A 20360-nucleotide genomic window follows, 5' to 3' on the forward strand; every position below is an offset into this window, starting at 1 on the left:
CATCGGCGCAACCGCCCCGGCCCGGCTTCGTCTGACCCCGGTCAGGTCAGTCGTCCTCCTCCGGATCCTGGTTGGCCTCCGCGCCGAGCACGAACGCCTGCATGGCCAGCTCGTCGCCGGAGGGCGAGACGAAGGCGGGCAGCTCGCGCGGCCCCAGCTCCTGCACGTACGCCCAGAACAGCCGGACCGCCTCGGCGGGCGAGGCGGCCTCGATCGGCAGGTCGAGGCTGACCAGCCAGGAACGCCGCTGCGGCGGTGGGCCGAGCTTGTCGGCCAACTCCCGGAACACCGTGGGGTCGAGCGCGGTCACCGGCCCGTCGAGCGTCACCGCCCCGGCCGGCACCGGCTCGTCGAAGGCCCGCCGGGTGTACGCCACCACCAGCGGCGCCTCGCCCCGGTCGGAGAGCGGATCCTCCGGGTCCTCCCGCTCCTGTCCGCTGGCCGCGGCGACCCGACCCAGCGCCACCAGCCGTGGCGGCTCGTCGGCCAGCACCGCCACCCGGTCACCGGGGCGGGGCCGGTCGGCGTCGGCCAGACCGGTCAGTTCGAGCGTGTCGTGGTGGACGAGCCGCTCGGCCTCGTAGCGCCCGCCGGGCAGCAGCACGGCCCAGGCGCCCGTGCCGTCGGCGTGGGCCGCCCCGTCCACCCGGGGCGCGGTGTCGGTCGTCATGGCCTCCATCCCATCACGCCGCCCGCGCCGCCACGACGTGGCAGCCCGCAAGGTGGTCGTCGACCATCCCGGTGGCCTGCATCAGCGCGTAGGCCGTGGTGGGGCCGACGAACCGGAAGCCGCGCTTCTTGAGCGCCTTGGCCATCGTGGTGGACTCCGCGGTCAGGGCGGGCACCTGCGCGAAGGACGTGGGCCGGGTCGGGCGGGGCGGTGGGGCGAAGGACCAGAGCAGCGCGGAGAGCCCCTCGGGCAGTTCCAGCGCCGCCCGGGCGTTGGCGATCGCCGCCTCGATCTTGGCCCGGTTGCGGACGATGCCGGCGTCGGCGAGCAGCCGGGCCACGTCGGCCTCGCCGTAGCCGGCCACCGTCTCGATCCGGAACTCGTCGAAGGCCAGCCGGAACGCCGGGCGCTTGCGGAGGATGGTCAGCCAGGACAGCCCCGACTGGAACGCCTCCAGCGTGATCCGTTCGTAGAGCGCGTCGTCGCCGTGCAGGGGGCGGCCCCACTCGGTGTCGTGGTAGGCGGCGTAGTCCGGGGTGCTGGTCCCCCAGCCGCAGCGCGGCAGCCCGTCGGCGCCGATCACCAGGTCAGTCACGCGTCCACGCTAGGGCACGGGCCCGACGGCCCCGTCGCCTGCGGCCGCCCTCCGGCGCCGTACGCGCGCCGCGGGCACGGCTCGGTCAGCCCGAGGTCAATGAGATCGGGGCATCCCGGTCGGGTCGACACCCCGACTGTCAGGGATGTCGAGTCGATCACGCAACCGTCCGGCGGTCAGGGCAGCCGGCCCTGCTCGACCAGCCGGCCGAACTTCTTCAGTGCCCGGGTCAGGCCGAACTTCGAGCCGGGCCACAGCACCGGCCAGGTCACCCGCCCGGCCGGGCCGCCGGGCAGGTGGAACCACTCGTGCCAGACCACCTGGGTGCGGTCCCGGGCCAGCGGCGTGCAGCGCAGCACGCCAGGGCCGCGCAGCAGCTTCCCGCAGTGCACCACCCGGACCTCGTAGGGCGCGTCCACCCGGACCACTCGCATCTCGTCGCGCAGCACGGCCGGGCCGAGCGCGGTGACCGCCTCGACGAGGCTGCCCTCGCCGCCGTCCCCCTCGACCACCCGGACGGTGGTGAACGGGATCCAGTCCGACTGCCGCTCCCAGGCCGTCAGCGCCGCGAAGACCCGCTCCGCCGGCGCGTCGACGATCACCGTGGCAGTGACCTCGCCCGCGCCGGGCTGTGCCGCCTCGCGCAGGTCGTCGCCGCCCACGGGCCCGGTCACGCCGACTCCGACCGGACCACCGGCCCCTGCCGCCCGGCGTCGCCCGCCGGCGCCGTCGTGTCGCCGTCGCCCGACGGTGACATCGCCCGGTCGTCGCCGGTCAGGTCCTCGCGCCGGGGCTCGCGTGGTTCTCCCCCGGCGGCGACGCGGCCGGTCCGGTCCCCGGTGCCGTCGCCGCCCGCCGGGGCGGCGGGCGCGTCGTCGGGGCGCCCGGTGGAGTGCTCGCCCGGAGCCGACGCCGCCCACCCGGTCGTCGTCCCGGCCGGCGTCGCGTCACCCGTCGCCGGTCCGGTGCCCGGGTCCGCGAACGCCGGGATCGGCTCGACGACCAGGTCCCGGTCTCCGGCGGCGTCCGGCCGGTCGGCCCCGACCGGCGCCGTCGCCCGGGCCTGCGGCGACGCCTCGGCGGCGGTCGTCCCGGCCGCCTGCTCCCGGGCGCGGCGCAGGGCGTCGGCGTCCGCGGTCCGCCCCTCGCGCAGCGCGGCGACCTCCGCCTCCAGCACGCCGACGAGCTCGGACTTGTAGCCGATGTCGTAGGCCGCCCGGCGCATCGCCTGGTCGACCTGGTCCATCCGGTAGCCGCGCAGCGCCGTGTCGAACCGGACCTCGCCCACGTCGGCCTCGCGGAGCGGGCGGGTGGCGGGCAGCGGCACGGCGCGCCCGTCCGGCTCGGCCGGCGTCAGGCCGGGATCCCGGCCGGTGACCAGCACGGTCACACCGAACACCACGGCCCCGACGGTCAGCGCGACGACAAGCAGGAGCAGAACCTGATCCATGCACAGATCGTGGCATGTCGAAGGGGCCGGAGCGACCCCACCACCCCACCGGCGCACCGGAACGGGCAGCGGGACCTGGGCCGAGGTCGGGGTCGACGCCCGCCGGGACCACCGGGGGCGCGGGCCCGCCGCTCGACGGGGCGTGACGACGGGCGGAAACGCGACGACACGCGCGGCGTGACGACGGGCGGAACCCCACCCCGGTCGGTGACCGTGCCGTCGACGCTGACGACTCGGCGACGGCCGACCGGCCGGGCCCGGCGACGGCGGACCGGATAGCGTCGTGATCGGCCGGCGACGGGGACGGGACGACGGCGCGGACCTTCAGGAGGCGGTATGGCCGGGGCGCTTCGGCTCGGTGGGCGGACGTTCGGCCCGGGCGAGCTGGTGGTGATGGCGATCGTCAACCGGACGCCGGACTCGTTCTTCGACCGGGGCGCGACCTTCGCCCAGGACAGCGCGCTGCGCGCCGTGGAGCGGGCGGTCGAGGAGGGCGCCGAGATCATCGACATCGGCGGGGTCAAGGCCGGCCCGGGCGCCGAGGTCGACGTCGCCGAGGAGATCCGACGCACGGTGGCGACCATCGCCGCCGTCCGGGCCGCCTTCCCCGACGTGGTGATCTCGATCGACACCTGGCGGGCCGAGGTCGCGGTGGAGGCGGTGGCCGCGGGCGCCGACCTGCTCAACGACACCTGGTCCGGCGCCGACCCGGCCCTGGCCCGGGTGGCGGCGGAGACCGGTGCCGGGCTGGTCTGCTCGCACGCCGGTGGTCTGGCGCCCCGGACCCGGCCGCACCGGGCGGCCTTCCCCGACGTGGTCGCCGACGTGGTCGCGACGGTGACCGGGCTCGCCGAACGCGCGGTCGGGCTGGGCGTACGGGCCGACGGGATCCTGATCGACCCGGCGCACGACTTCGGCAAGAACACCCGTCACTCGCTGGAGATCACCCGTCGGCTCGACGAGCTCACCGGCACCGGCTGGCCGCTGCTGGTCGCCCTGTCGAACAAGGACTTCGTCGGCGAGACGCTGGACCTGCCGGTGGCCGAGCGGCTGGAGGGGACACTGGCGGCCACCGCCGTCTCCGCCTGGCTGGGCGCCCGGGTGTTCCGGGCGCACCAGGTGCGCCCCACCCGCCGGGTGCTCGACATGGTCGCGTCGATCCGCGGTGACCGCCCGCCCGCGGCGACCCGGCGCGGCCTGGCCTGACCACGGCGACCTCGCGCGGCCCGACCTGACCACGGCGACCTCGCGCGGCCCGACCTGACCACGGCGGCCGGCGCGGGCGGTGGGAGCCGGACGATCGCTGGCGCCCGGGCCGGTCGGGCTCGGGTCAGGTCAGGTCAGGTCCAGCGCAGGATGTTCTTCCGCCAGGCGTAGAGGATGCCCAGCGCCAGCACCGCGACGAAGACCGCCATCTCCACGACCGTCACCATCCCGAACCCCGGCCGGTCGAAGACCACCGCCCAGGGGAAGAGGAACACGGACTCCACGGCGAACAACACGTAGAGATACGCGTACACGTAGTAACGGATCTGCATCTGGGCCCAGTCGGCGCCAACGGGGTCGAGGCCGCACTCGTAGCTGGCCCGCTTGCCGTAGGGATCGGCCGGACGGGCAGGACGTAACACCCGATTGGCCGAGAACGCCGTAACGAAGAAGAGGACGCTGGCGAGCAGCAGGAGCCCGAGCGTCGCGTACGAGCCCAGGTAACCGGTCACGGTCGATCAGCCTACCGCCCCACGCGGCCGGCCGAGCGTTACGGACTTGTTTCCGGGCGGGACTAGTGCCAGTGGACAACAGTTGCCGAATATTGGAACCCTCACTCATCGTCACGGAGGACAGATGGCCCGCGTGGACGTACGGCCCGGCCGACGGGCGTGTGACCGGCGTACCGTTCCCCTGCTGGCGATCTCCCTCGCGGTCGGGCTCACGGTCGCCGCGGTGCCGGGCTGGGCGGCTGCGGCCCCCACCGCCGCCCGGTTCGCCGCCACCACCACGGACCCGGTCGGCGAGCCCGGCACGGAGCCGTCGACGGCGGACCCGACGGACACCGGGCCGGTGCCCAGCGAGGCGCCGTCGACCACCTCTCCGCCGCCGCAGTCCACGCCGCCGGCCGGGACGACCGAGCCGACCCCGACGACCACGGCCCCGGAGGAACCGGCGCCGACCACCGCCGCACCGACCCTCAGCGTGCCGCCGACGACGCCGTCGGTGCCGCCGGTGCGCCCGAGCGCGCCCGCACCGGGCAGCCCGGCGGCTTCCCCGGCCGGCGTCCACGTCACCACCGGCGACATCACCCTGACCCCCGCCTACTGGAACGGGCCGAGCACCGTGACCGCGCTGCGGGTGACCGTCACCAACACCGGGGCGGCGCCCGCCCGGATCCGGCTCGCCTACACGCTCCCGGCCGGGCTGACCGACGCCGGCACCCGGGGCTGTGCCCACGTCGGCGGCGGGGCACACCGCTGCGGCGAGTGGACGAGCGCGCCGGGCGCCCGGTTCAGCACCCTGCTCCGCGTACGCGTGGCCGGCGACGCCTGGCGGCAGATGCCCCTCAGCGGCTCCGTCCAGGTCACCGCGACCGCCCCCGGCGCGGAGCCGGCGCGCGACGACGAGGGTTTCGCCGTGCTCTTCCCGCCCGGCCCGCCGGTGCCCGGGATCAGGCTGGAGGCCGGCGAGGTCGCCTTCGACATCAGCGGCGGGGCGAGCGGGCTCGACGTACGCCTGGGCAACACCGGCCGGGTCGACGCCGACGGCCGGGTCGAGGTGGTCCTGCCGGCCGGGGTGACCGTGCCGGCGCCTCCGCCGGGCTGCACCGCCGCCGGCCCGACGCGGACCCGCTGCGACCTGGGCACGGTCCCCGCCGGCCGCGCCGCCCACCTGCGGCTGCCGGTGTCCGCGACGCCCGAGGCCCAGCGGACGGCCCCGCTGGCCGGCGCGGTGCTCGGCAAGCTCGACCCGCGCAGCGGCCGGGCCCGGCAGGTGCAGATGAGCTTCCGGATCACCGCTGCCGCCGCCCTGGCCACCCCGGTGGTCTCGCCGCCCGCCCCGACCGGGTCGCAGGGCGTGCTGGCCGCCGATTCCCCCACCCTGCGCGCCGGCGGGGGCGGCTCGGTGCGGCAGACCGCGATCATCCTGATTGCCGTCTCCACGCTGCTGGTGGCGCTGGCCCTCACGCTGGCGACCATCTCCCTGCGGCGGCGGCTGGGCACCCCGGTGCCGGAGCCGACGACGGCACCCGCGCCGACGGACTGACCCGGGAAGCCGATCACCCGACCCGGATCGCGGGCACCCCGGTGATCTGGATTACGGCGGGCGGGCGGAAACACCGCAAACCGGTGTGGAACCCCGCCCGATCGGATCCCACAAGGCGGCCTACGAGAAAGTTGGAAGGGTGATCCGACGTAGGCTCTCAGGTGAGGAACTACGGCGGACCGGGCCTGCCCCACGCGGGTCCGGTGCAGCGGTGCGTCAAGGAGGTCACGTGGCCGGGCTAGGCGAGGTCACCATCATGTTCAGCCGCCCGCGCGACCGCGCACAGCGAAGCGAGGTGCAGGCGTGACCAAGCAGATCCGTCAACTGGACCGGGTGGTGATCCGGTTCGCCGGCGACTCCGGCGACGGCATGCAGCTCACCGGCGACCGGTTCACCTCGGAGACCGCGCAGCTGGGCAACGACATCTCCACGTTGCCGAACTTCCCGGCGGAGATCCGGGCCCCCGCCGGCACCCTGCCGGGCGTGTCGAGCTTCCAGGTGCACTTCGCCGACTACGACATCCTGACCCCCGGCGACGCGCCGAACGTGCTGGTGGCGATGAACCCGGCGGCGCTCAAGGCCAACCTCGTCGACCTGCCGCGCGGGGCGGACATCATCGTCAACACCGACGAGTTCACCAAGCGCAACCTGGCCAAGGTCGGTTACCAGGCGAACCCGCTCGAGGACGACACGCTCGCCGGCTACGTGGTGCACCCGGTGGCGCTGACGTCGATGACGGTCGGCGCGCTCGCCGAGCACGACGTGTCCAAGAAGGACGCCGAGCGGGCCAAGAACATGTTCGCCCTCGGCCTGCTCTCCTGGATGTACAACCGGCCCTACGAGTCGACGCTGCGCTTCCTGGAGCGCAAGTTCGCCGCCCGCCCGGAGCTGGTCGCGGCGAACGTCGCGGCGTTCCGCGCCGGCTGGAACTTCGGCGAGACGACCGAGGACTTCGCGGTCCGCTACGAGGTCAAGCCGGCGAAGATGCAGCCGGGCACCTACCGCAACATCACCGGCAACGCGGCCCTGTCGCTCGGGCTGGTGGCCGCCGGCGTGCGCTCCGGACTGCCGGTCTTCCTGGGCGCCTACCCGATCACCCCGGCCTCGGACATCCTGCACGAGCTGAGCAAGCACAAGCGCTTCGGCGTGCTCACCATGCAGGCCGAGGACGAGATCGCCGCGGTCGGCGCGGCGCTGGGCGCCTCCTACGGCGGTTCGCTCGGCGTCACCACCACCAGCGGCCCGGGCGTGGCGCTCAAGAGCGAGACGATCTCCCTCGCGGTGGCGCTGGAGCTGCCGCTGGTCATCGTCGACGTGCAGCGGGCCGGCCCCTCCACGGGCATGCCCACGAAGACCGAGCAGGCCGACCTCAACATGGCGCTCTACGGCCGCCACGGCGAGGCCCCGGTGGCGGTCATCGCGCCGCGGTCGCCGGCGGACTGCTTCCACGCGGCCATCGAGGCGGCCCGGATCGCGCTGACCTACCGCACCCCGGTCATCCTGCTGTCCGACAACTACGTCGCCAACGGGTCCGAGCCGTGGCTGCTGCCCGACGTCGAGTCGCTGCCCGACCTGCGGGTCGAGTTCGCCACGAAGCCCAACGGCGAGGACGGCGCGACCTTCCTGCCGTACCTGCGCGACCCGGAGACCCTGGCCCGGCCGTGGGCCGTCCCGGGCACCGCCGGGCTCGAGCACCGCATCGGCGGCCTGGAGAAGGCCGACAAGACCGGCGACATCTCGTACGACCCGGCGAACCACGACTTCATGGTGCGTACCCGGGCGGCCCGGATCGAGACGATCCCCGTGCCGGACGTCGAGGTCGAGGACCCGAACGGCGACGCCCGGGTGCTGGTGCTCGGCTGGGGCTCGACGTACGGGCCGATCGGCGCGGCCTGCCGGGGCCTGCGCCAGCGCGGCCACTCCATCGCCCAGGCGCACCTGCGGCACCTCGCCCCGATGCCGGCCAACCTCGGCACGGTGCTGAGCTCCTACGACCGCGTGGTCATCCCCGAGATGAACCTCGGCCAGCTCGCCCACGTGATCCGGGCCAAGTACCTGGTCGACGCGATCGGCTACAACCAGGTCCGCGGCCTGCCGTTCACGGCCAACGAGCTGGAGACGATGCTGGAAGAGGTCCTGAAGAATGTCTGAGCCCGTCGCCCTCAAGCTCACCGCCAAGGACTTCAAGTCCGACCAGGAGGTGCGCTGGTGCCCCGGCTGCGGCGACTACGCGATCCTCGCCGCGATCCAGCAGTTCATGCCGGAGCTGAACATCCCGCGCGAGCGGATCGTCTTCGTCTCCGGCATCGGCTGCTCGTCCCGCTTCCCGTACTACATGAACACCTACGGGATGCACTCGATCCACGGCCGTGCCCCGGCGATCGCCACCGGCCTGTCGGCCAGCCGCCCCGACCTGTCGGTCTGGGTGGTCACCGGCGACGGTGACGCCCTCTCCATCGGCGGCAACCACCTGATCCACGCGCTGCGCCGCAACGTCAACCTGAAGATCCTGCTGTTCAACAACCGGATCTACGGCCTGACCAAGGGGCAGTACTCGCCGACCTCCGAGGTCGGCAAGATCACCAAGTCGACGCCGGCCGGCTCGGCCGACGCGCCGTTCAACCCGCTCTCGCTCGCCCTCGGCGCCGAGGCCACCTTCGTGGGCCGCACCATCGACTCCGACCGCAAGCACCTCCAGTCCGTGCTGCGGGCCGCGGCGGAGCACCAGGGCTCGGCCTTCGTGGAGATCTACCAGAACTGCAACATCTTCAACGACGGCGCGTTCGACCAGCTCAAGGAGCCGGCCACCCGGGACGACTACCTGATCCGGCTGGAGCACGGGCAGCCCATCACGTTCGGCAAGGACGGGCAGTTCTGCGTCGTGCACCCGCCCGGCGGGTTCGGCCTGGAGGTCCGGGAGACCGCCTCGGTCAGCCCCGGGGAGATCGTCGTGCACGACGCGACGGTCACCGACCCGGCGTACGCCTTCGCGCTGTCCAGGCTGCCCGGCCTCGACCTGCGCAACACCCCGATCGGGGTGTTCCGTTCGGTCGACCGCCCGTCCTACGACAGCGTGGTGCAGGGGCAGCTCGCCGCGGCGAGGGCGACGGTGACCGAGACCCCGGAGCAGCAGCTCGCCGGTCTCCTTGCCAGCGGGGACACCTGGACCATCCTCTGACCGGCGCGGCCGGTCGCCGCCCCGCGAGGGGAGCGACCGGCCGCCGCAACGCCAGGACGAAGAAGGGGCCCGCAACCGGTCGGTTGCGGGCCCCTTCTCTACTGCGCGGGAGTGCCTCCCCTGGTCAGAAGATCAGGTTGTAGCTGCCCCAGCCGCTGGAGATCACCTTGCCGCTCGCGTCGATCCACTGGCCCTTGCCGTTGGTCGTGTAGAGCCGCATCTGGTTGCTGCTGTTGACGCCCAGCATGTCCATCATGTTGTCGCCGTTCCAGTCGCCCAGCGTCATGATGTTCTTGAAGCCACCCCAGCCGCTGCCGATCTGGGTGCCGGCCGGGTTGGTCCAGCCGCCCTTGCCGTCGGACTGGTACATCTTGAGGTAACCGGTCGAGGTGCGACCGATGATCACCTCAAGCCCATCGCCCTTCCAGGCGCCCGGCGTGAGGAACAGGTTGAACCCGTTCCAGCCGGTGCCGATCCGGGTGCCCGACGGGTTCTCCCAGCCGCCCGTACCGTTGCTGGTGTAGCGGATGAGGTCACCGTTGGACTTGCGGACCAGCAGGCTCGGGCGGTTGTTGCCCATCCAGTTGTTCGTCACCATGAGCGCGGTGAAGTTCGCCCAGCCGGTGCCGATCAGCTTGCCGCCACCGACGAAGTTGCCGGCCCCGTCGGTGTTGTAGATGTACAGCTCGCCGGTGGTCTTCATCGCCATGATGGACGGCCGCTTGTCGCCGTTCCAGTTGTAGACGCGGAAGACCCGCTTGAAGCTGCCCCAGCCCGAGTTGAGCTGCTTCGGCGCGTAGTAGAAGCCGCCGAACCCGTTGTTGGCGAACCCGGCGCCCTCGAAGAGCTTGAGGTTGCCGGCGGTGTCCCGGGCGATGAGGTCGGTGTGACCGTCGCCGGCCCAGTCGGCGTTGATCAGCGGCGGACGGGTCAGGTCCTCCTTGACCGTGTTCACGTAGTTGTTCAGCCGGACGTAGTAGCCCGGGCTCGTGCCGCACGGCTCGAAGCCCCAGCTGGTGACGCCGACCTGCTTGCCGCCGACCATCAGCGGACCGCCGGAGTCGCCGCCGCACGTGTCGGTGCTCGGCACGCTGGGCGTGCCCGCCCCGGCGCAGGTCATCGCGTTCGGGTCGTACCCGTAGGTGCTGCAGACCGAGTCGGACCGCATGGGAACGGTCCCCTTGCGCAGGCGGCTGTCCGGGTTCTCCTCGTCCGAGTCGGTCACGCCGTAGCCGGCGATGACCGCGCTCGTGCCCTCCTGGTACGGCGTCGAGTCGCCCTGCGTGCCCAGCGTCACCGGCGTGTACTCGCCGGGCAGGTTCTGCTTGAGCGTCAGCACCGAGACGTCGTGCTTGATCGGGATCGTCGGGTCGTTGTAGACCGCGCTGATGTTCCAGCTCTGGTGGGTCCAGGTGGAACCGACCTCGGCGACGAACCCGCTGCCGCCGAGGATGTTGCCGTTGCTGTCGAGCAGTTGGTCGTTACCGGCGATGACCCGGGTGGTGCCCGGGCCGTCGGCGGTGCAGTGCGCGGCCGTCAGCACCTTGTTGGGGGCGATGATCGTGCCGGTGCACCAGTACCAGTAGAAATCTCCGGCGTACTTGAAGCTGGTCACGACGCCGACGATGTAGGGGAACTCCGACGCGCTGGCGAACTCCCCCTTCACGATGCGCGGCGACGGACCCGTGCCGGTCTGGAACCGCGGTCCCTTGGCGCCCGGCGAGGGCAGCTCCAGCTTGCCCTTGTGCAGGTTCGGCAGCCTGTCCAGGTTCCTGGTCCCGGACTCGCTGGCCGCGTCGTACACGCCGTCCCCGGCGGGGGCGGCCTGAGCGACGGTAGCGGGCGCGACGAACGCCGCGCCGGCGAGGGCGAGGCCGACGACGCCGGCCGACCAACGCCGCCTGGCTCCTGCGGATGTTGCCACTTCAGCCACTGATTGATTTCCCGTCGTTCGATTAACGAGGTGCTCGGAACGGCTCAGCGGAGGTGTTCCCGACCGGACGGGAAGACGACGATCGACGCGCGGGGCGTCAGCCCACGTGCGAAAGATGAAGCCCCCGTCGTGCCTGTGCCATTGACGGCGCGTCGGCTGCGATCGATAACGCTCACCGGCGATTCCAAGCCGCCAAACGGTAGCAAACGAGCCGGCGCGGAAAAAGATCCGCGAAGACGATTCTTGGTCAGCCCAAAGGCTCGGACCGGGCGGCCGTCCAGGGACGACCGTCGGCGTGGCCGGCACCGCCGGCCCGCCCGGCGTCGGCCGGCGCGGGGCCGGTCAGGGCGTGGTGGTCGCCTGAGGGCGGTCGTCGCGGACGTGGACGAGCATGTCGCCGGTCTCGATGACCGCGCCGGCCTTGTCGGCCAGCGTCACCACCTTGCCGCGCCGGACCAGGGCGATGACCAGCGAGTCCAGCTCCCGGGGGGAGCGGCCCACCTCGGCCCGCTCGGCGGAGCGCATCGCCAGCGCCATGCCCTGGCCGGGGGTGAGCAGGTCCTCCACCACGTCGATCAGCGGCGGGGCCGAGGTGGACAGGCCCAGCAGTCGGCCGGCGGTGGCCGAGGAGACGATCACGTGGTGCGCGCCGCTCTGCTTGAGCAGCGGGGCGTTCTCCGCCTCGCGGGCGGCGGCGATGATCCGCACCTGGCCGGCGGTGAGCTGCCGTACGGTCAGCGCCACCAGGACCGAGGCGTCGTCGCTGTCGGTCGCGATGATCACCGCCTTGGCGTTGCGGACGTGCGCCTCGTTCAGCACGGACGAGCGGGTCGCCGATCCCTCGATCGCCACCAGGCCGGCCGAGGTGGCCTGCCGCAGGGCCGGGCCGCTGCGTTCCACCACCACGATCCGGGACTTGTCCAGCCCGTTCTCGAGCAGGGCGGAGACCGCGCTGCGGCCCTTCGTGCCGTAGCCGCAGATGATGACGTGGTCCTTCACGGCTCTCCTCCACCGCGACAGGCGGCGCCCGGTGCGGTACTGCTCGGTCAGCACTTCGAGGGTGGTGCCGACCAGGATGATCAGGAAGATCACCCGGGCCGGCGTGATGTAGACGACGTTGACCAGCCGGGCCGTCTGGCTGACCGGGGTGACGTCGCCGTAGCCGGTGGTCGAGAGGGTGACCACCGTGTAGTAGAAGCAGTCGAGGAGGGTCATGCCGTCCTCGTTGACGTCGCGGTAGCCGTCCCGGTCGAGGTAGACCACGGCGACGGTGGCGAAGACCAGGCCGATGGCGGCGGCAAGGCGGAGGCTCAGCGCGCTCAGTGGGCCCCGTCGCTGCGCGGGAAAGTGGATCACCTGATGACCTGCCCCGACTCCGTCGTCGCCTGCACGCCCACAACATAGCGGCCCGACGGGAATCCGCACGGCGGGGTCGCCGACGGGGCAACCGGTCGCGCCCGGACCCGGCTGCCGCGGTGGCGGCGGGCGGGCAACCTGGACGCGCTGGTCCGGGCGGCGGCTCCCGTACGGGCGGCGCGCCGACGGGCCGGTCCGCGGGGCCGGGACAGGGCATGATGGGGGTGTCCCCGACGGCGACCACGAGAGTGAGGCCCGCATGTCGTTGCTACGACGAGTGATCGGCGGGGTGCTGCGCCGGCTCCGCCTGCGGCAGGGCCGCACGCTGCGCGAGGTGGCCGAGGCCGCCGGGGTGTCGGTGCCCTACCTGTCCGAGGTCGAACGCGGTCGGAAGGAAGCTTCTTCGGAGGTGCTCGCGGCGATCTGCCGGGCGCTCGGCATCCACCTGTCGGACCTGCTGGAGGAGGCGCGCGACGACCTGCGCCGCGTCGAGCCGCGCATCCCGGCGGCGCCCCGGGCGGAGCTTGCCTCCGCCGCGGCCGTTCCGGCCGGCACCGCCCCGGTCGGGCCGGAGCGGGCGGACGCCCCCGACGTCACGCCGGTCGCCCGGGTCGGTCTCCGCACCGGCGGGCCGCTGCTCCACCTGGCTCCCCGGGCCGGCGGGCCGACCGTCCGGGTCGGACGCTCCGCCTCCGCGCGCGGGGGTCACCCCGGGCCGCGTACCCGTGCGGTGCTCGGCTGCGGACGGTGCCGGTCGGGCCAGCGGCGGCCGGCGGTCGTCTAGGCCCGGCCGCTTCCGCCCTCAGCGGATCTGCCGCCGGCAGAATTGTTACGGCGACGCGCCGTCCAGCGGGCAGTCTGAAGGGGCCGGTCCCCCGGGCGCCTCCGGTCGCCCGCCGGCACTGTGGGAGGGCGCGCGATGATCGCTACGGGCGTACGCATGTTGGACGGTGGGCATCCGTCCTTCGACGACCAGGTGTTCAACCGGCTGCTGAAGGAGCGGATCATCTTCCTCGGCACCGAGGTGACCGACGAGTCGGCGAACCGGATCTGCGCCCAGATCCTGCTGCTCGCCGCCGAGGACGCGGACCGGGACATCTTCCTCTACATCAACTCGCCGGGCGGCTCGGTGAGCGCGGGGATGGCCGTCTACGACACCATGCGCTACGTCAAGAACGACGTGGCCACCCTGGCGCTCGGCCTGGCCGGCTCGATGGGGCAGTTCCTGCTCTGCGCCGGGGCGGCCGGGAAGCGTTACGCGCTGCCCCACTCGCGGATCATGATGCACCAGCCGTCCGGCGGGATGGGCGGCACGGCCGCGGACATCACCATCCAGGCCGAGAACATGCTGCACGTGAAGCGGACCATGCAGGAGCTGATCGCCCGGCACAGCGGGCGCACCCTCGACGAGATCCAGCAGGACTGGGACCGGGACCGGTGGTTCACCGCCGAGCAGGCCCGCGAGTACGGCCTCATCGACAAGGTGCTCACCAAGGTCGCCCAGCTGCCCGAAAGCTGACCGGCCGGCCGGGTCGGGCGGCGGCCGGGCGCCCGGGGCCGAGCCGGCGCGGCAGCCGGACCGGCCGGCCCCGGCGGCCGGTACCGCGGCGACGGGGGGCGGCCCGGCGGTGACGCGCGGCGGCGGCCGGCGATGGTCCCGCCGGCCGCCGTCGCGTTCCGCCGTCAGGGCAGGTCGACGAAGTCGTCCAGGAAGTCGCGGGCGCTGTCGCTGTCCAACCGGTAGGTGACGTTGGTGGCGTAGCAGGGGGCGTCGCCGGTGATCGTCGTGGCGGCGAGGAGCCGCTGCCCGCCGATGGTGACGAAGTTCGGGCCGCCCGAGTCGCCGTAGCAGGCCCCGCCGTAGTCGCGGCTCTCGTTCATGGCGAGCCGCACCCAGGTGTTGTTGAGCGCGGTGAAGCCGACCTCCGCCTTCATCCGCACCCCGCCGCCCGGGTGGACGTGCCCGCCGGGCTCGCGCTGGGCCTCCGCCGTGCCGTACCCCATGACCTCCCAGCGGGCCGCGTCGAGCGCCCGGGAGCCGAGCGCGCCGAGCTGGCCGGCCGTCGGCAGGGTGGCCGGGGTGAAGTCCCAGCGCCGGTCCAGTTCGGCTGCCTGCGCGGTGTCGAGGGTGACCACCGAGATGTCGTGCGAGTCTGCGGAGTTGCCCGGATAGTCGGGGTGGACGTGCTCGGTGCCCTCGACGCCGACGGCGGCGGCCACCTGCGCCGGGCTGAGCCCGGCGGCCTTCGCGGCGGCCAGCTCCGCCTCCACGTCCTGGGCGAGCGAGACGTAGAAGCGGGCGCCCGGCGACCAGTCGGTGGTGCAGTGCGACGCGGTCAGGAAGACGTCGCGGTCGATCATGGTGCCGGAGCAGTACCAGTCCACGACGTCCGGCGTGCCGGGATCGCCGTCGCGGTCCCACTGCACGATCAGGGCGCCGACCTCGGTGCGCTCCGGGGCGGGCAGGGCGTTGTAGGTGTTGATCGCGGATGCCGGTGTGGCGGCGACGACGGCCGCGGCGAGCGCCGCGGTGGTCAGCGTGGCGAAGAGTGCGGTACGACGCACAGGGTCCTCCGGTGTGAAACGAGAAGCGGCACCGGCGCCGGACGCGCCCCCTCGATCCGCGTCCGACGCGCGGTACGCGATGGCCGCCGGTGGCGGCCGTCGATATGCGGAGCCTATTCCCGGAGCTGGGAATATTCGCGGGCTGCAAGCGCAGCGTCTTGCCAGCGAATCTCGTTACATCCGGAGGCCGCCCTTTCCGGTGGGCTGGCCTTCTCGCGGCGCCGTCTGGGCTGGCCTTCTCGCGGCGCCGTCGAAACACCGGCTCCGGCTGTCGCCCGCGCCGTCGGCCGCCGTCCCCGACACACGCCCGCGCCCCTGCTCCGGCGGCCTAGCGAGGCTCGGCGTCGTAGCGGGCGCGGGCGGCCTCCACCTCGTCGAGGTGGGTGGTGGCCCAGGACTCGAGCCCGGCCACCAGGTCGAGCAGGCTGCGGCCGAGGTCGGTCAACGCGTAGTCGACCCGCGGCGGGACGCTCGCGTGCACCGTCCGGGTCACGAGGCCGTCGCGTTCCAGCGCCCGCAGGGTCTGGGTGAGCATCTTCTGACTCACCCCCTCGATCCGCTGGGCCAGCTCGCCGTAGCGCTTCGTGCCGTCGGCGAGGGTGAGCACGACCAGGACGCTCCACCGGTCGCCGATCCGGTCCAGCACCTGCCGGCTGCCGCAGTTGCGGGCGTAGACGTTCGGGCGCACTGCACTCTCCATCGGTAAGTCACGCACTTCAAGGTGCCTACTCTCCAACGGGAAGTATCGCGCTCGCATTCCCGTTGCCGATGACGTCAGACGCCATCCCGCACGTACGCAAGGAGTCCCCATGTCCATCGTCGTCACCGGCGCCACCGGCCACCTCGGCCGCCTGATCGTCGACTCGCTGCTGCGCCGGGGCGTACCCGCCGGGCAGGTCGTGGCGCTCGGCCGGGACACCGACCGGCTGGCCGACCTCGCCGCGCGCGGCGTGACGGTGCGGCGGGCCGACTACAGCGACCCCGACTCGCTGCGCGCCGCCCTCGCCGGGGCCGAGAAGCTGATGTTCGTCTCCGGCAGCGAGGTCGGGCAGCGGGTGCAGCAGCACCGCAACGTCGTCGCCGCCGCCAAGGAAGCCGGCGTCGGACTGGTCGTCTACACCAGCATCGCCAAGGCCGACACCTCCAGCCTCATCCTCGCCACGGAGCACCGCGCGACGGAGCAGGAGATCCGCTCCTCCGGTCTGCCGTACGTCTTCCTGCGCAACAACTGGTACGTCGAGAACTACCTTCCGCAGCTCCCGACCTACCTGGCGCACGGTGTCGTGGGCGCCTCCGGCGACGGCCGGATCGGCGTCGCCACCCGCGCCGACTACGCGGAGGCCGCGGCGGCGGTGCTCACCACCGAGGGCCACGCCAACCGGGTGTACGAGTTGGCCGGCGCGCCGATCACCATGACCGAGCTGGCCGAGGAGCTGTCCCGGCAGAGCGGTCGCCAGGTCGGCTACACCGACCTCACCGTCGAGAAGTACGCCGAGGTGCTCGCCGGCGCCGGCGTGCCGCAGGCGTACGCGGAGATGCTCGCGGACGGCGACCGGGGCATCGCCCAGGGCGACCTGGACGTCGAGAGCGACGAACTCGCGAAGCTGATCGGCCGGCAGCCGACCACGCTGGCCGAGGCGATCCGCGCCGCGCTCTGACGACCGCCCACCCGGCCGCCCCGCCGACGACGCGCGGGGCGGCCGGGTGCCCGGTCAACGCTCCACGGTCAGCACCACCTTGCCCAGCGCCCGGCGCCCCTCCAGGTCGGCGTGCGCCGTGGCGGCGTCGGCCAGCGGATAGGTCGTGACCAACGGTCGCCACCAGCCCTTCCCGGCCAGCTCCAGCGACCGGGCGGCCAGCGCCGGGATGCCGCCGGGCAGGGTGCGCATCCGCTGCCCCAGCCAGCCCACGGTCAGGCCGCGCCCGATGACGTCGTCCGTCCCGATCCGCGTCGCCTCGCCGGCCGACCAGCCGAACATCATGAACCGGCCGCCCGGCCTCAACAGCTCCAGAGCCGCCCGACCCACCGCGCCGCCCACCCCGTCGTAGACCAGGCTCAGGCCGCCCACCTGTTCCCGCACCCGATCGGTCCAGTCCGGCAGCCCGTAGTCCACCACCATGTCCGCGCCGAGGTCGCGCAGCGCCGCCGTCCGGTCGGCGCCACGCGCCGCCGCCACCACGGTGGCGCCGGTCGTCCGCGCCGCCTGCACCAGCAGCCAGCCCACCCCACCGGCCGCCGACGGGACGAAGACGACGTCGTCCGCCGTCGGCGTCTCCAGGTCGAAGATCCCGAGCGCCGTCCGGCCCGTCCCGACCGCCGCCACCGCCTCGGCGCAGGTCAGATTCCGCGGTACGGCGTAGAGCGACTCGACCGAGGTGACTGCCTGCTCGGCGTACCCGCCCGGCACCATGCCCAGGTGCGCGACGACCCGCTTGCCGCGCCACGACCCGTCGACGCCCTCGCCCAGGTCGTCGACGACGCCGGCGACCTCCCGCCCGGGGACGGTGGGCAGGTCGGGCAGCGGCATCGGGCCGCCGGCCTCGCCCCGGCGCAGGCTCGTGTCGAGCAGGTGCACGCCGCTCGCCGACACCGCGATCCGGACCTGGCCGGGGCCGGGCGACAGGTCCGGCACGTCGTCGAGCACCAGGTTTCCGGGGGGACCGAACTCGTGAAGCTGAATCGCACGCATGCCCCCATCCGACTACCTCAACCTCGCTTGAGGTCAACCCCGGCCGGCGGCCCGGAACACCAAGGAAGTCGCGCAGCCGCGGCATCACTACACTGCTCGCGCCTACGCTGCGTGCTGCTGAAGATTCGAGGGTGCTGTGTCCGCGGCCGTCAAGGCTCACCGGGTATGGAAGCTGCCGACCGCGGATCTCTGGGCAGGGCGACGCCCGGCGCGACCACAATCAGCGATCGGTCGAGGTTGTCAGCGCCGAACTGGTCGGCGGGGCCTGGCGCGTGACCGACCGGCGCAAGGTGCGGGTGCCCGGCCGTGTTGTCCTGCACTGTGGTCAGGGCCGCGACGGCGGTCTCTGGCTTCGCGCTGGCAACGACTGGCTTCGGATTGAAGTCTGATGCAAGCAGAATATCTGTGCGCAGAGGGGTCGAGGGTTGCCGCAGACCGTCGCGGAGCGACGCGAAGCGCCCTTGATACCGGTTGAGCGACGCGGCGAGGGAGCGGATGCCGGATATCGACACGCTGCTTCCACACGTACGCACACCGCGGGACTATCTGGACCTCGTCTCGGACCCACGAATCGACCAGGACGGGCTGCACACCCTTGCCCGTAGCCCCTACTCGTTCGTGCGGCTGGCCGTCGCCAAGGACATCCGCACCGGCGCGGCAACCCTGACCGAGCTGCTCGGTGGGGAGTTCGACCGGTGGGATCGCCACCACCTGCTCCGGCTCGTCGCCCAACACCCACACGCGGACCGAGGCGTCCTGCTCAAGGTCCTACAGGAGATCGAAGTCCTGCTACGTCAACCCGATGCCAGGCCGTATGCCGCAGCGATCGCGCTAGCTGGTCGACGAGAGCTGAAGCCTCATGAGGTTCGCCGCCTGCATGGCCTACCGGGTGCATCGCAACGGATGCGCCGAGGCGTGGAGCGGGCACTCGCGCGACCATGAGATTGAGAGCAAGCCTGACTGGCGGACGGCAACAGGGCCTTCCCGTCGGTGTGACTGCGGCCCCTCCGCACTCCGAGCTGGGGAACAAGGCCGCCCAGGGCGCCCCGGGTCGTGGCACTTGTCCTGCGGAGGACTGCAAAACGGTACCCCTCATGGCCGCTGCCCCTCGCGGTCACCGGCCGGGGAAAGGCCCGGCGGATGCTCCAGCCCCAGCGCCGGAGGTCGACCGGAAGTCAATTTCGAACGTCGGGTAGTCGGGCTGAGGACATGGCTCGCCCTTGTATCCGAGGCGTTCGTAGAAGGGCGCTGCCCGTTCCCGGTGAGCCTGCCACTCCAGATACCGCACCCGTTGTCTCGCCCACCGCGACACCACCGTCATCAAGGCGCGTCCCACCCCGCCCAAACGAAGGTCGGGACGCACATAGAGATCGTGCAGTCGGGCGACCCGGTGATCGTCGCCCGATCGAAGGTGCGGACCGTGGTCCTGGACAGCCGCGTATCCCGCCAGTTCGCCGTCGGCATCCGCGCCAAGGATGACCCATCGGGGGTCCGCGACCAGTTGGACGTACCGCTCGCGTTGGGCGTCGGGGTGCTCACCGTTCACGCCCATGTCCTTCAACATCGGCCAGAGTCGGGGCCAGTCGTCGGCAATCAGGGAGCGAATCTCGATCCGCATGCGGCCCATGGTGTCGGCGACGTCGCACGGGAGGCAAGCTGTTTGACGGGACGCACCGCGGTGCGGTCGGCTGGGCTCTCGTCTTACGCGCGATCGACGGCCACGATGCTGAGGTGGCTCGGCACCTGGACGTGAGCACGTCGGAGCGGCGGGCGATCGGGCACGTAACGGGCACGCGCCCGAGGGCGGAACAGTGATCGGTGATCAAGGCTGTGACCTGGTGCCCCGGCAGGATTCGAACCTGCGACACACGGTTTAGGAAGTGTGGACACGAGCGAAAGCCGCTCGGCAGCGACCTGGCTTGACCTGCGCCGCCATGCTGGCTGCCACGTCCAGGAGCTGACCGCCATTGACCGCCGTCGCCCATCCCAACGGGCACGCAACGGGCACGCGAGCACAGGTCGACTGCCAGCTTGGGAATCGCACAAGATCGACTATAAGCATGCCTTACGCCTGATCGACGCGCTCTGACGTGGCCTGGCATGGCCCACCGTGACATCACCCTGTGGCCCGCTGATGGCCCGCCTGGGCCTACGATGCTGCGCATGAACGCGTGGCGGGTCCTCCTGCTTACCTGCCTTGTCACGCCGCTCCTGGCGGCCTGCGGCGCCGAGCCCTCCGGCCCGGTAGCGGCCGTGCCGGTGACTTACACCTGCTGCGAGGCCCAGGACGTCGACAGGCTGTACCTGCCAGGTCAAACCCTGACTGTGCACTGGACTGTCGAGTCACCGGGCGAGCCGGGCGCAACCCCACCGCAAGTCGAGCTGACCGCTCGCCTGACGGGTCCGTTCGCCACCGTAGGTGACCTCAAGGACGCGACAACAGGCACCCCAGCCGTTCCGGGGCTGGTCACCTTCGTGGCCGCACCGGTTCGACCATCCGGCACGCCCGACGAACGACCCGTCAGCACCATCGTGATCGGTCCCGACGCCAAGCCGGGTTACTACAACCTGGTCACCTCCGTGGTCGGCGACGACAACACGGCGAGCGGCGGGGGCAGCATCGTCCGGGTAGCGCCCAGGCCCTGAGCGTCGGGGCTCGCGTCCCCCG

Annotated in this window: 21 protein-coding genes; 9 read left to right on the top strand and 12 right to left on the bottom strand. The window is 72.6% G+C overall.

The window, feature by feature from the left end; translation table 11 throughout:
• Positions 1-46 precede the first annotated feature (46 nt).
• From ABT006_RS00430 to ABT006_RS00445, 4 genes are all read right to left on the bottom strand, one after another.
• On the bottom strand, positions 47-670 hold the full coding sequence (locus tag ABT006_RS00430; protein ID WP_350701522.1) for a hypothetical protein: 624 nt from the start codon (positions 668-670) through the stop codon (positions 47-49).
• A 13-nt stretch (positions 671-683) separates the two neighbouring features.
• Entirely contained in the window at positions 684-1265 is a 582-nt protein-coding gene (locus tag ABT006_RS00435; RefSeq protein ID WP_350701523.1) for a DNA-3-methyladenine glycosylase I, read from the bottom strand.
• 176 nt (positions 1266-1441) lie between these two features.
• Complete coding sequence (locus ABT006_RS00440) at positions 1442-1939, bottom strand: SRPBCC family protein (RefSeq protein WP_350701525.1); 498 nt, start codon at positions 1937-1939, stop codon at positions 1442-1444.
• On the bottom strand, positions 1936-2715 hold the full coding sequence (locus ABT006_RS00445; protein WP_350701526.1) for a DivIVA domain-containing protein: 780 nt from the start codon (positions 2713-2715) through the stop codon (positions 1936-1938). Before ABT006_RS00445 ends, ABT006_RS00440 begins: the two co-directional genes overlap by 4 nt.
• A 336-nt stretch (positions 2716-3051) precedes the next feature.
• Here ABT006_RS00445 and folP point away from each other — a divergent pair, with 336 nt between their 5' ends.
• On the top strand, positions 3052-3921 hold the full coding sequence (gene folP, locus ABT006_RS00450; RefSeq protein WP_350701528.1) for a dihydropteroate synthase: 870 nt from the start codon (positions 3052-3054) through the stop codon (positions 3919-3921).
• 134 nt (positions 3922-4055) lie between these two features.
• On the opposite strand, the gene ndhC is transcribed toward folP, so the two are convergent.
• The gene (gene ndhC, locus ABT006_RS00455; RefSeq protein WP_350678128.1) at positions 4056-4433 is read right to left on the bottom strand and encodes an NADH-quinone oxidoreductase subunit A; all 378 of its coding nucleotides are present in this window, start codon (positions 4431-4433) and stop codon (positions 4056-4058) included.
• Positions 4434-4557: 124 nt separating this feature from the next.
• On the opposite strand from ndhC, the gene ABT006_RS00460 reads away from it, so the two are divergent.
• The 3 genes from ABT006_RS00460 to ABT006_RS00470 all read left to right on the top strand — a co-directional run bounded on the left by ABT006_RS00460 (position 4558) and on the right by ABT006_RS00470 (position 9148).
• Complete coding sequence (locus tag ABT006_RS00460) at positions 4558-5970, top strand: hypothetical protein (RefSeq protein ID WP_350701529.1); 1413 nt, start codon at positions 4558-4560, stop codon at positions 5968-5970.
• A gap of 303 nt (positions 5971-6273) precedes the next feature.
• A complete protein-coding gene (locus tag ABT006_RS00465; protein ID WP_350701531.1) occupies positions 6274-8121 on the top strand; it encodes a 2-oxoacid:acceptor oxidoreductase subunit alpha in 1848 nt (615 codons plus the stop codon).
• The gene (locus tag ABT006_RS00470) at positions 8114-9148 is read left to right on the top strand and encodes a 2-oxoacid:ferredoxin oxidoreductase subunit beta (RefSeq protein WP_350701533.1); all 1035 of its coding nucleotides are present in this window, start codon (positions 8114-8116) and stop codon (positions 9146-9148) included. Before ABT006_RS00465 ends, ABT006_RS00470 begins: the two co-directional genes overlap by 8 nt.
• 124 nt (positions 9149-9272) lie before the next feature.
• Here ABT006_RS00470 and ABT006_RS00475 read toward each other — a convergent pair whose 3' ends face one another.
• Complete coding sequence (locus ABT006_RS00475; protein ID WP_350701534.1) at positions 9273-11072, bottom strand: trypsin-like serine protease; 1800 nt, start codon at positions 11070-11072, stop codon at positions 9273-9275.
• Positions 11073-11423: 351 nt separating this feature from the next.
• A complete protein-coding gene (locus tag ABT006_RS00480) occupies positions 11424-12437 on the bottom strand; it encodes a potassium channel family protein (protein WP_350701536.1) in 1014 nt (337 codons plus the stop codon).
• Positions 12438-12696: 259 nt separating this feature from the next.
• Between ABT006_RS00480 and ABT006_RS00485 the strand changes: the two genes are divergently transcribed.
• Together ABT006_RS00485 and ABT006_RS00490 are read left to right on the top strand one after the other, a co-directional pair.
• A complete protein-coding gene (locus tag ABT006_RS00485) occupies positions 12697-13221 on the top strand; it encodes a helix-turn-helix domain-containing protein (RefSeq protein ID WP_350701537.1) in 525 nt (174 codons plus the stop codon).
• Positions 13222-13356: 135 nt separating this feature from the next.
• Positions 13357-13956 carry a ClpP family protease gene (locus ABT006_RS00490; RefSeq protein ID WP_350701539.1) on the top strand — a complete coding sequence of 200 codons (600 nt, stop codon included), beginning with the start codon at positions 13357-13359 and terminating at the stop codon, positions 13954-13956.
• A 164-nt stretch (positions 13957-14120) separates the two neighbouring features.
• Here the strand turns inward: ABT006_RS00490 and ABT006_RS00495 are convergent, their stop codons facing one another.
• Both ABT006_RS00495 and ABT006_RS00500 read right to left on the bottom strand, forming a co-directional pair.
• Complete coding sequence (locus ABT006_RS00495) at positions 14121-15002, bottom strand: trypsin-like serine protease (protein ID WP_350701541.1); 882 nt, start codon at positions 15000-15002, stop codon at positions 14121-14123.
• Positions 15003-15330: 328 nt separating this feature from the next.
• A complete protein-coding gene (locus ABT006_RS00500; protein ID WP_502890814.1) occupies positions 15331-15690 on the bottom strand; it encodes a winged helix-turn-helix transcriptional regulator in 360 nt (119 codons plus the stop codon).
• Between the two features lie 121 nt (positions 15691-15811).
• On the opposite strand from ABT006_RS00500, the gene ABT006_RS00505 reads away from it, so the two are divergent.
• Positions 15812-16660, top strand: coding sequence for an SDR family oxidoreductase (locus tag ABT006_RS00505; RefSeq protein ID WP_350701545.1), 849 nt, complete (start codon positions 15812-15814; stop codon positions 16658-16660).
• 54 nt (positions 16661-16714) lie between these two features.
• Here ABT006_RS00505 and ABT006_RS00510 read toward each other — a convergent pair whose 3' ends face one another.
• Positions 16715-17692 carry a zinc-binding dehydrogenase gene (locus ABT006_RS00510; protein ID WP_350701547.1) on the bottom strand — a complete coding sequence of 326 codons (978 nt, stop codon included), beginning with the start codon at positions 17690-17692 and terminating at the stop codon, positions 16715-16717.
• Between the two features lie 149 nt (positions 17693-17841).
• Complete coding sequence (locus ABT006_RS00515) at positions 17842-18204, bottom strand: hypothetical protein (protein ID WP_350701548.1); 363 nt, start codon at positions 18202-18204, stop codon at positions 17842-17844.
• Between ABT006_RS00515 and ABT006_RS00520 the strand changes: the two genes are divergently transcribed.
• Entirely contained in the window at positions 18188-18634 is a 447-nt protein-coding gene (locus ABT006_RS00520) for a hypothetical protein (protein WP_350701550.1), read from the top strand. The genes ABT006_RS00515 and ABT006_RS00520 overlap by 17 nt on opposite strands.
• A gap of 172 nt (positions 18635-18806) precedes the next feature.
• Here the strand turns inward: ABT006_RS00520 and ABT006_RS00525 are convergent, their stop codons facing one another.
• The gene (locus ABT006_RS00525; protein WP_350701551.1) at positions 18807-19310 is read right to left on the bottom strand and encodes a GNAT family N-acetyltransferase; all 504 of its coding nucleotides are present in this window, start codon (positions 19308-19310) and stop codon (positions 18807-18809) included.
• A 545-nt stretch (positions 19311-19855) separates the two neighbouring features.
• On the opposite strand from ABT006_RS00525, the gene ABT006_RS00530 reads away from it, so the two are divergent.
• Complete coding sequence (locus ABT006_RS00530) at positions 19856-20338, top strand: hypothetical protein (protein WP_350701553.1); 483 nt, start codon at positions 19856-19858, stop codon at positions 20336-20338.
• Positions 20339-20360: the final 22 nt, after the last annotated feature.

This window comes from Micromonospora sp. NPDC002717, assembly GCF_040295705.1.
Taxonomy (GTDB): Bacteria; Actinomycetota; Actinomycetes; order Mycobacteriales; family Micromonosporaceae; genus Micromonospora.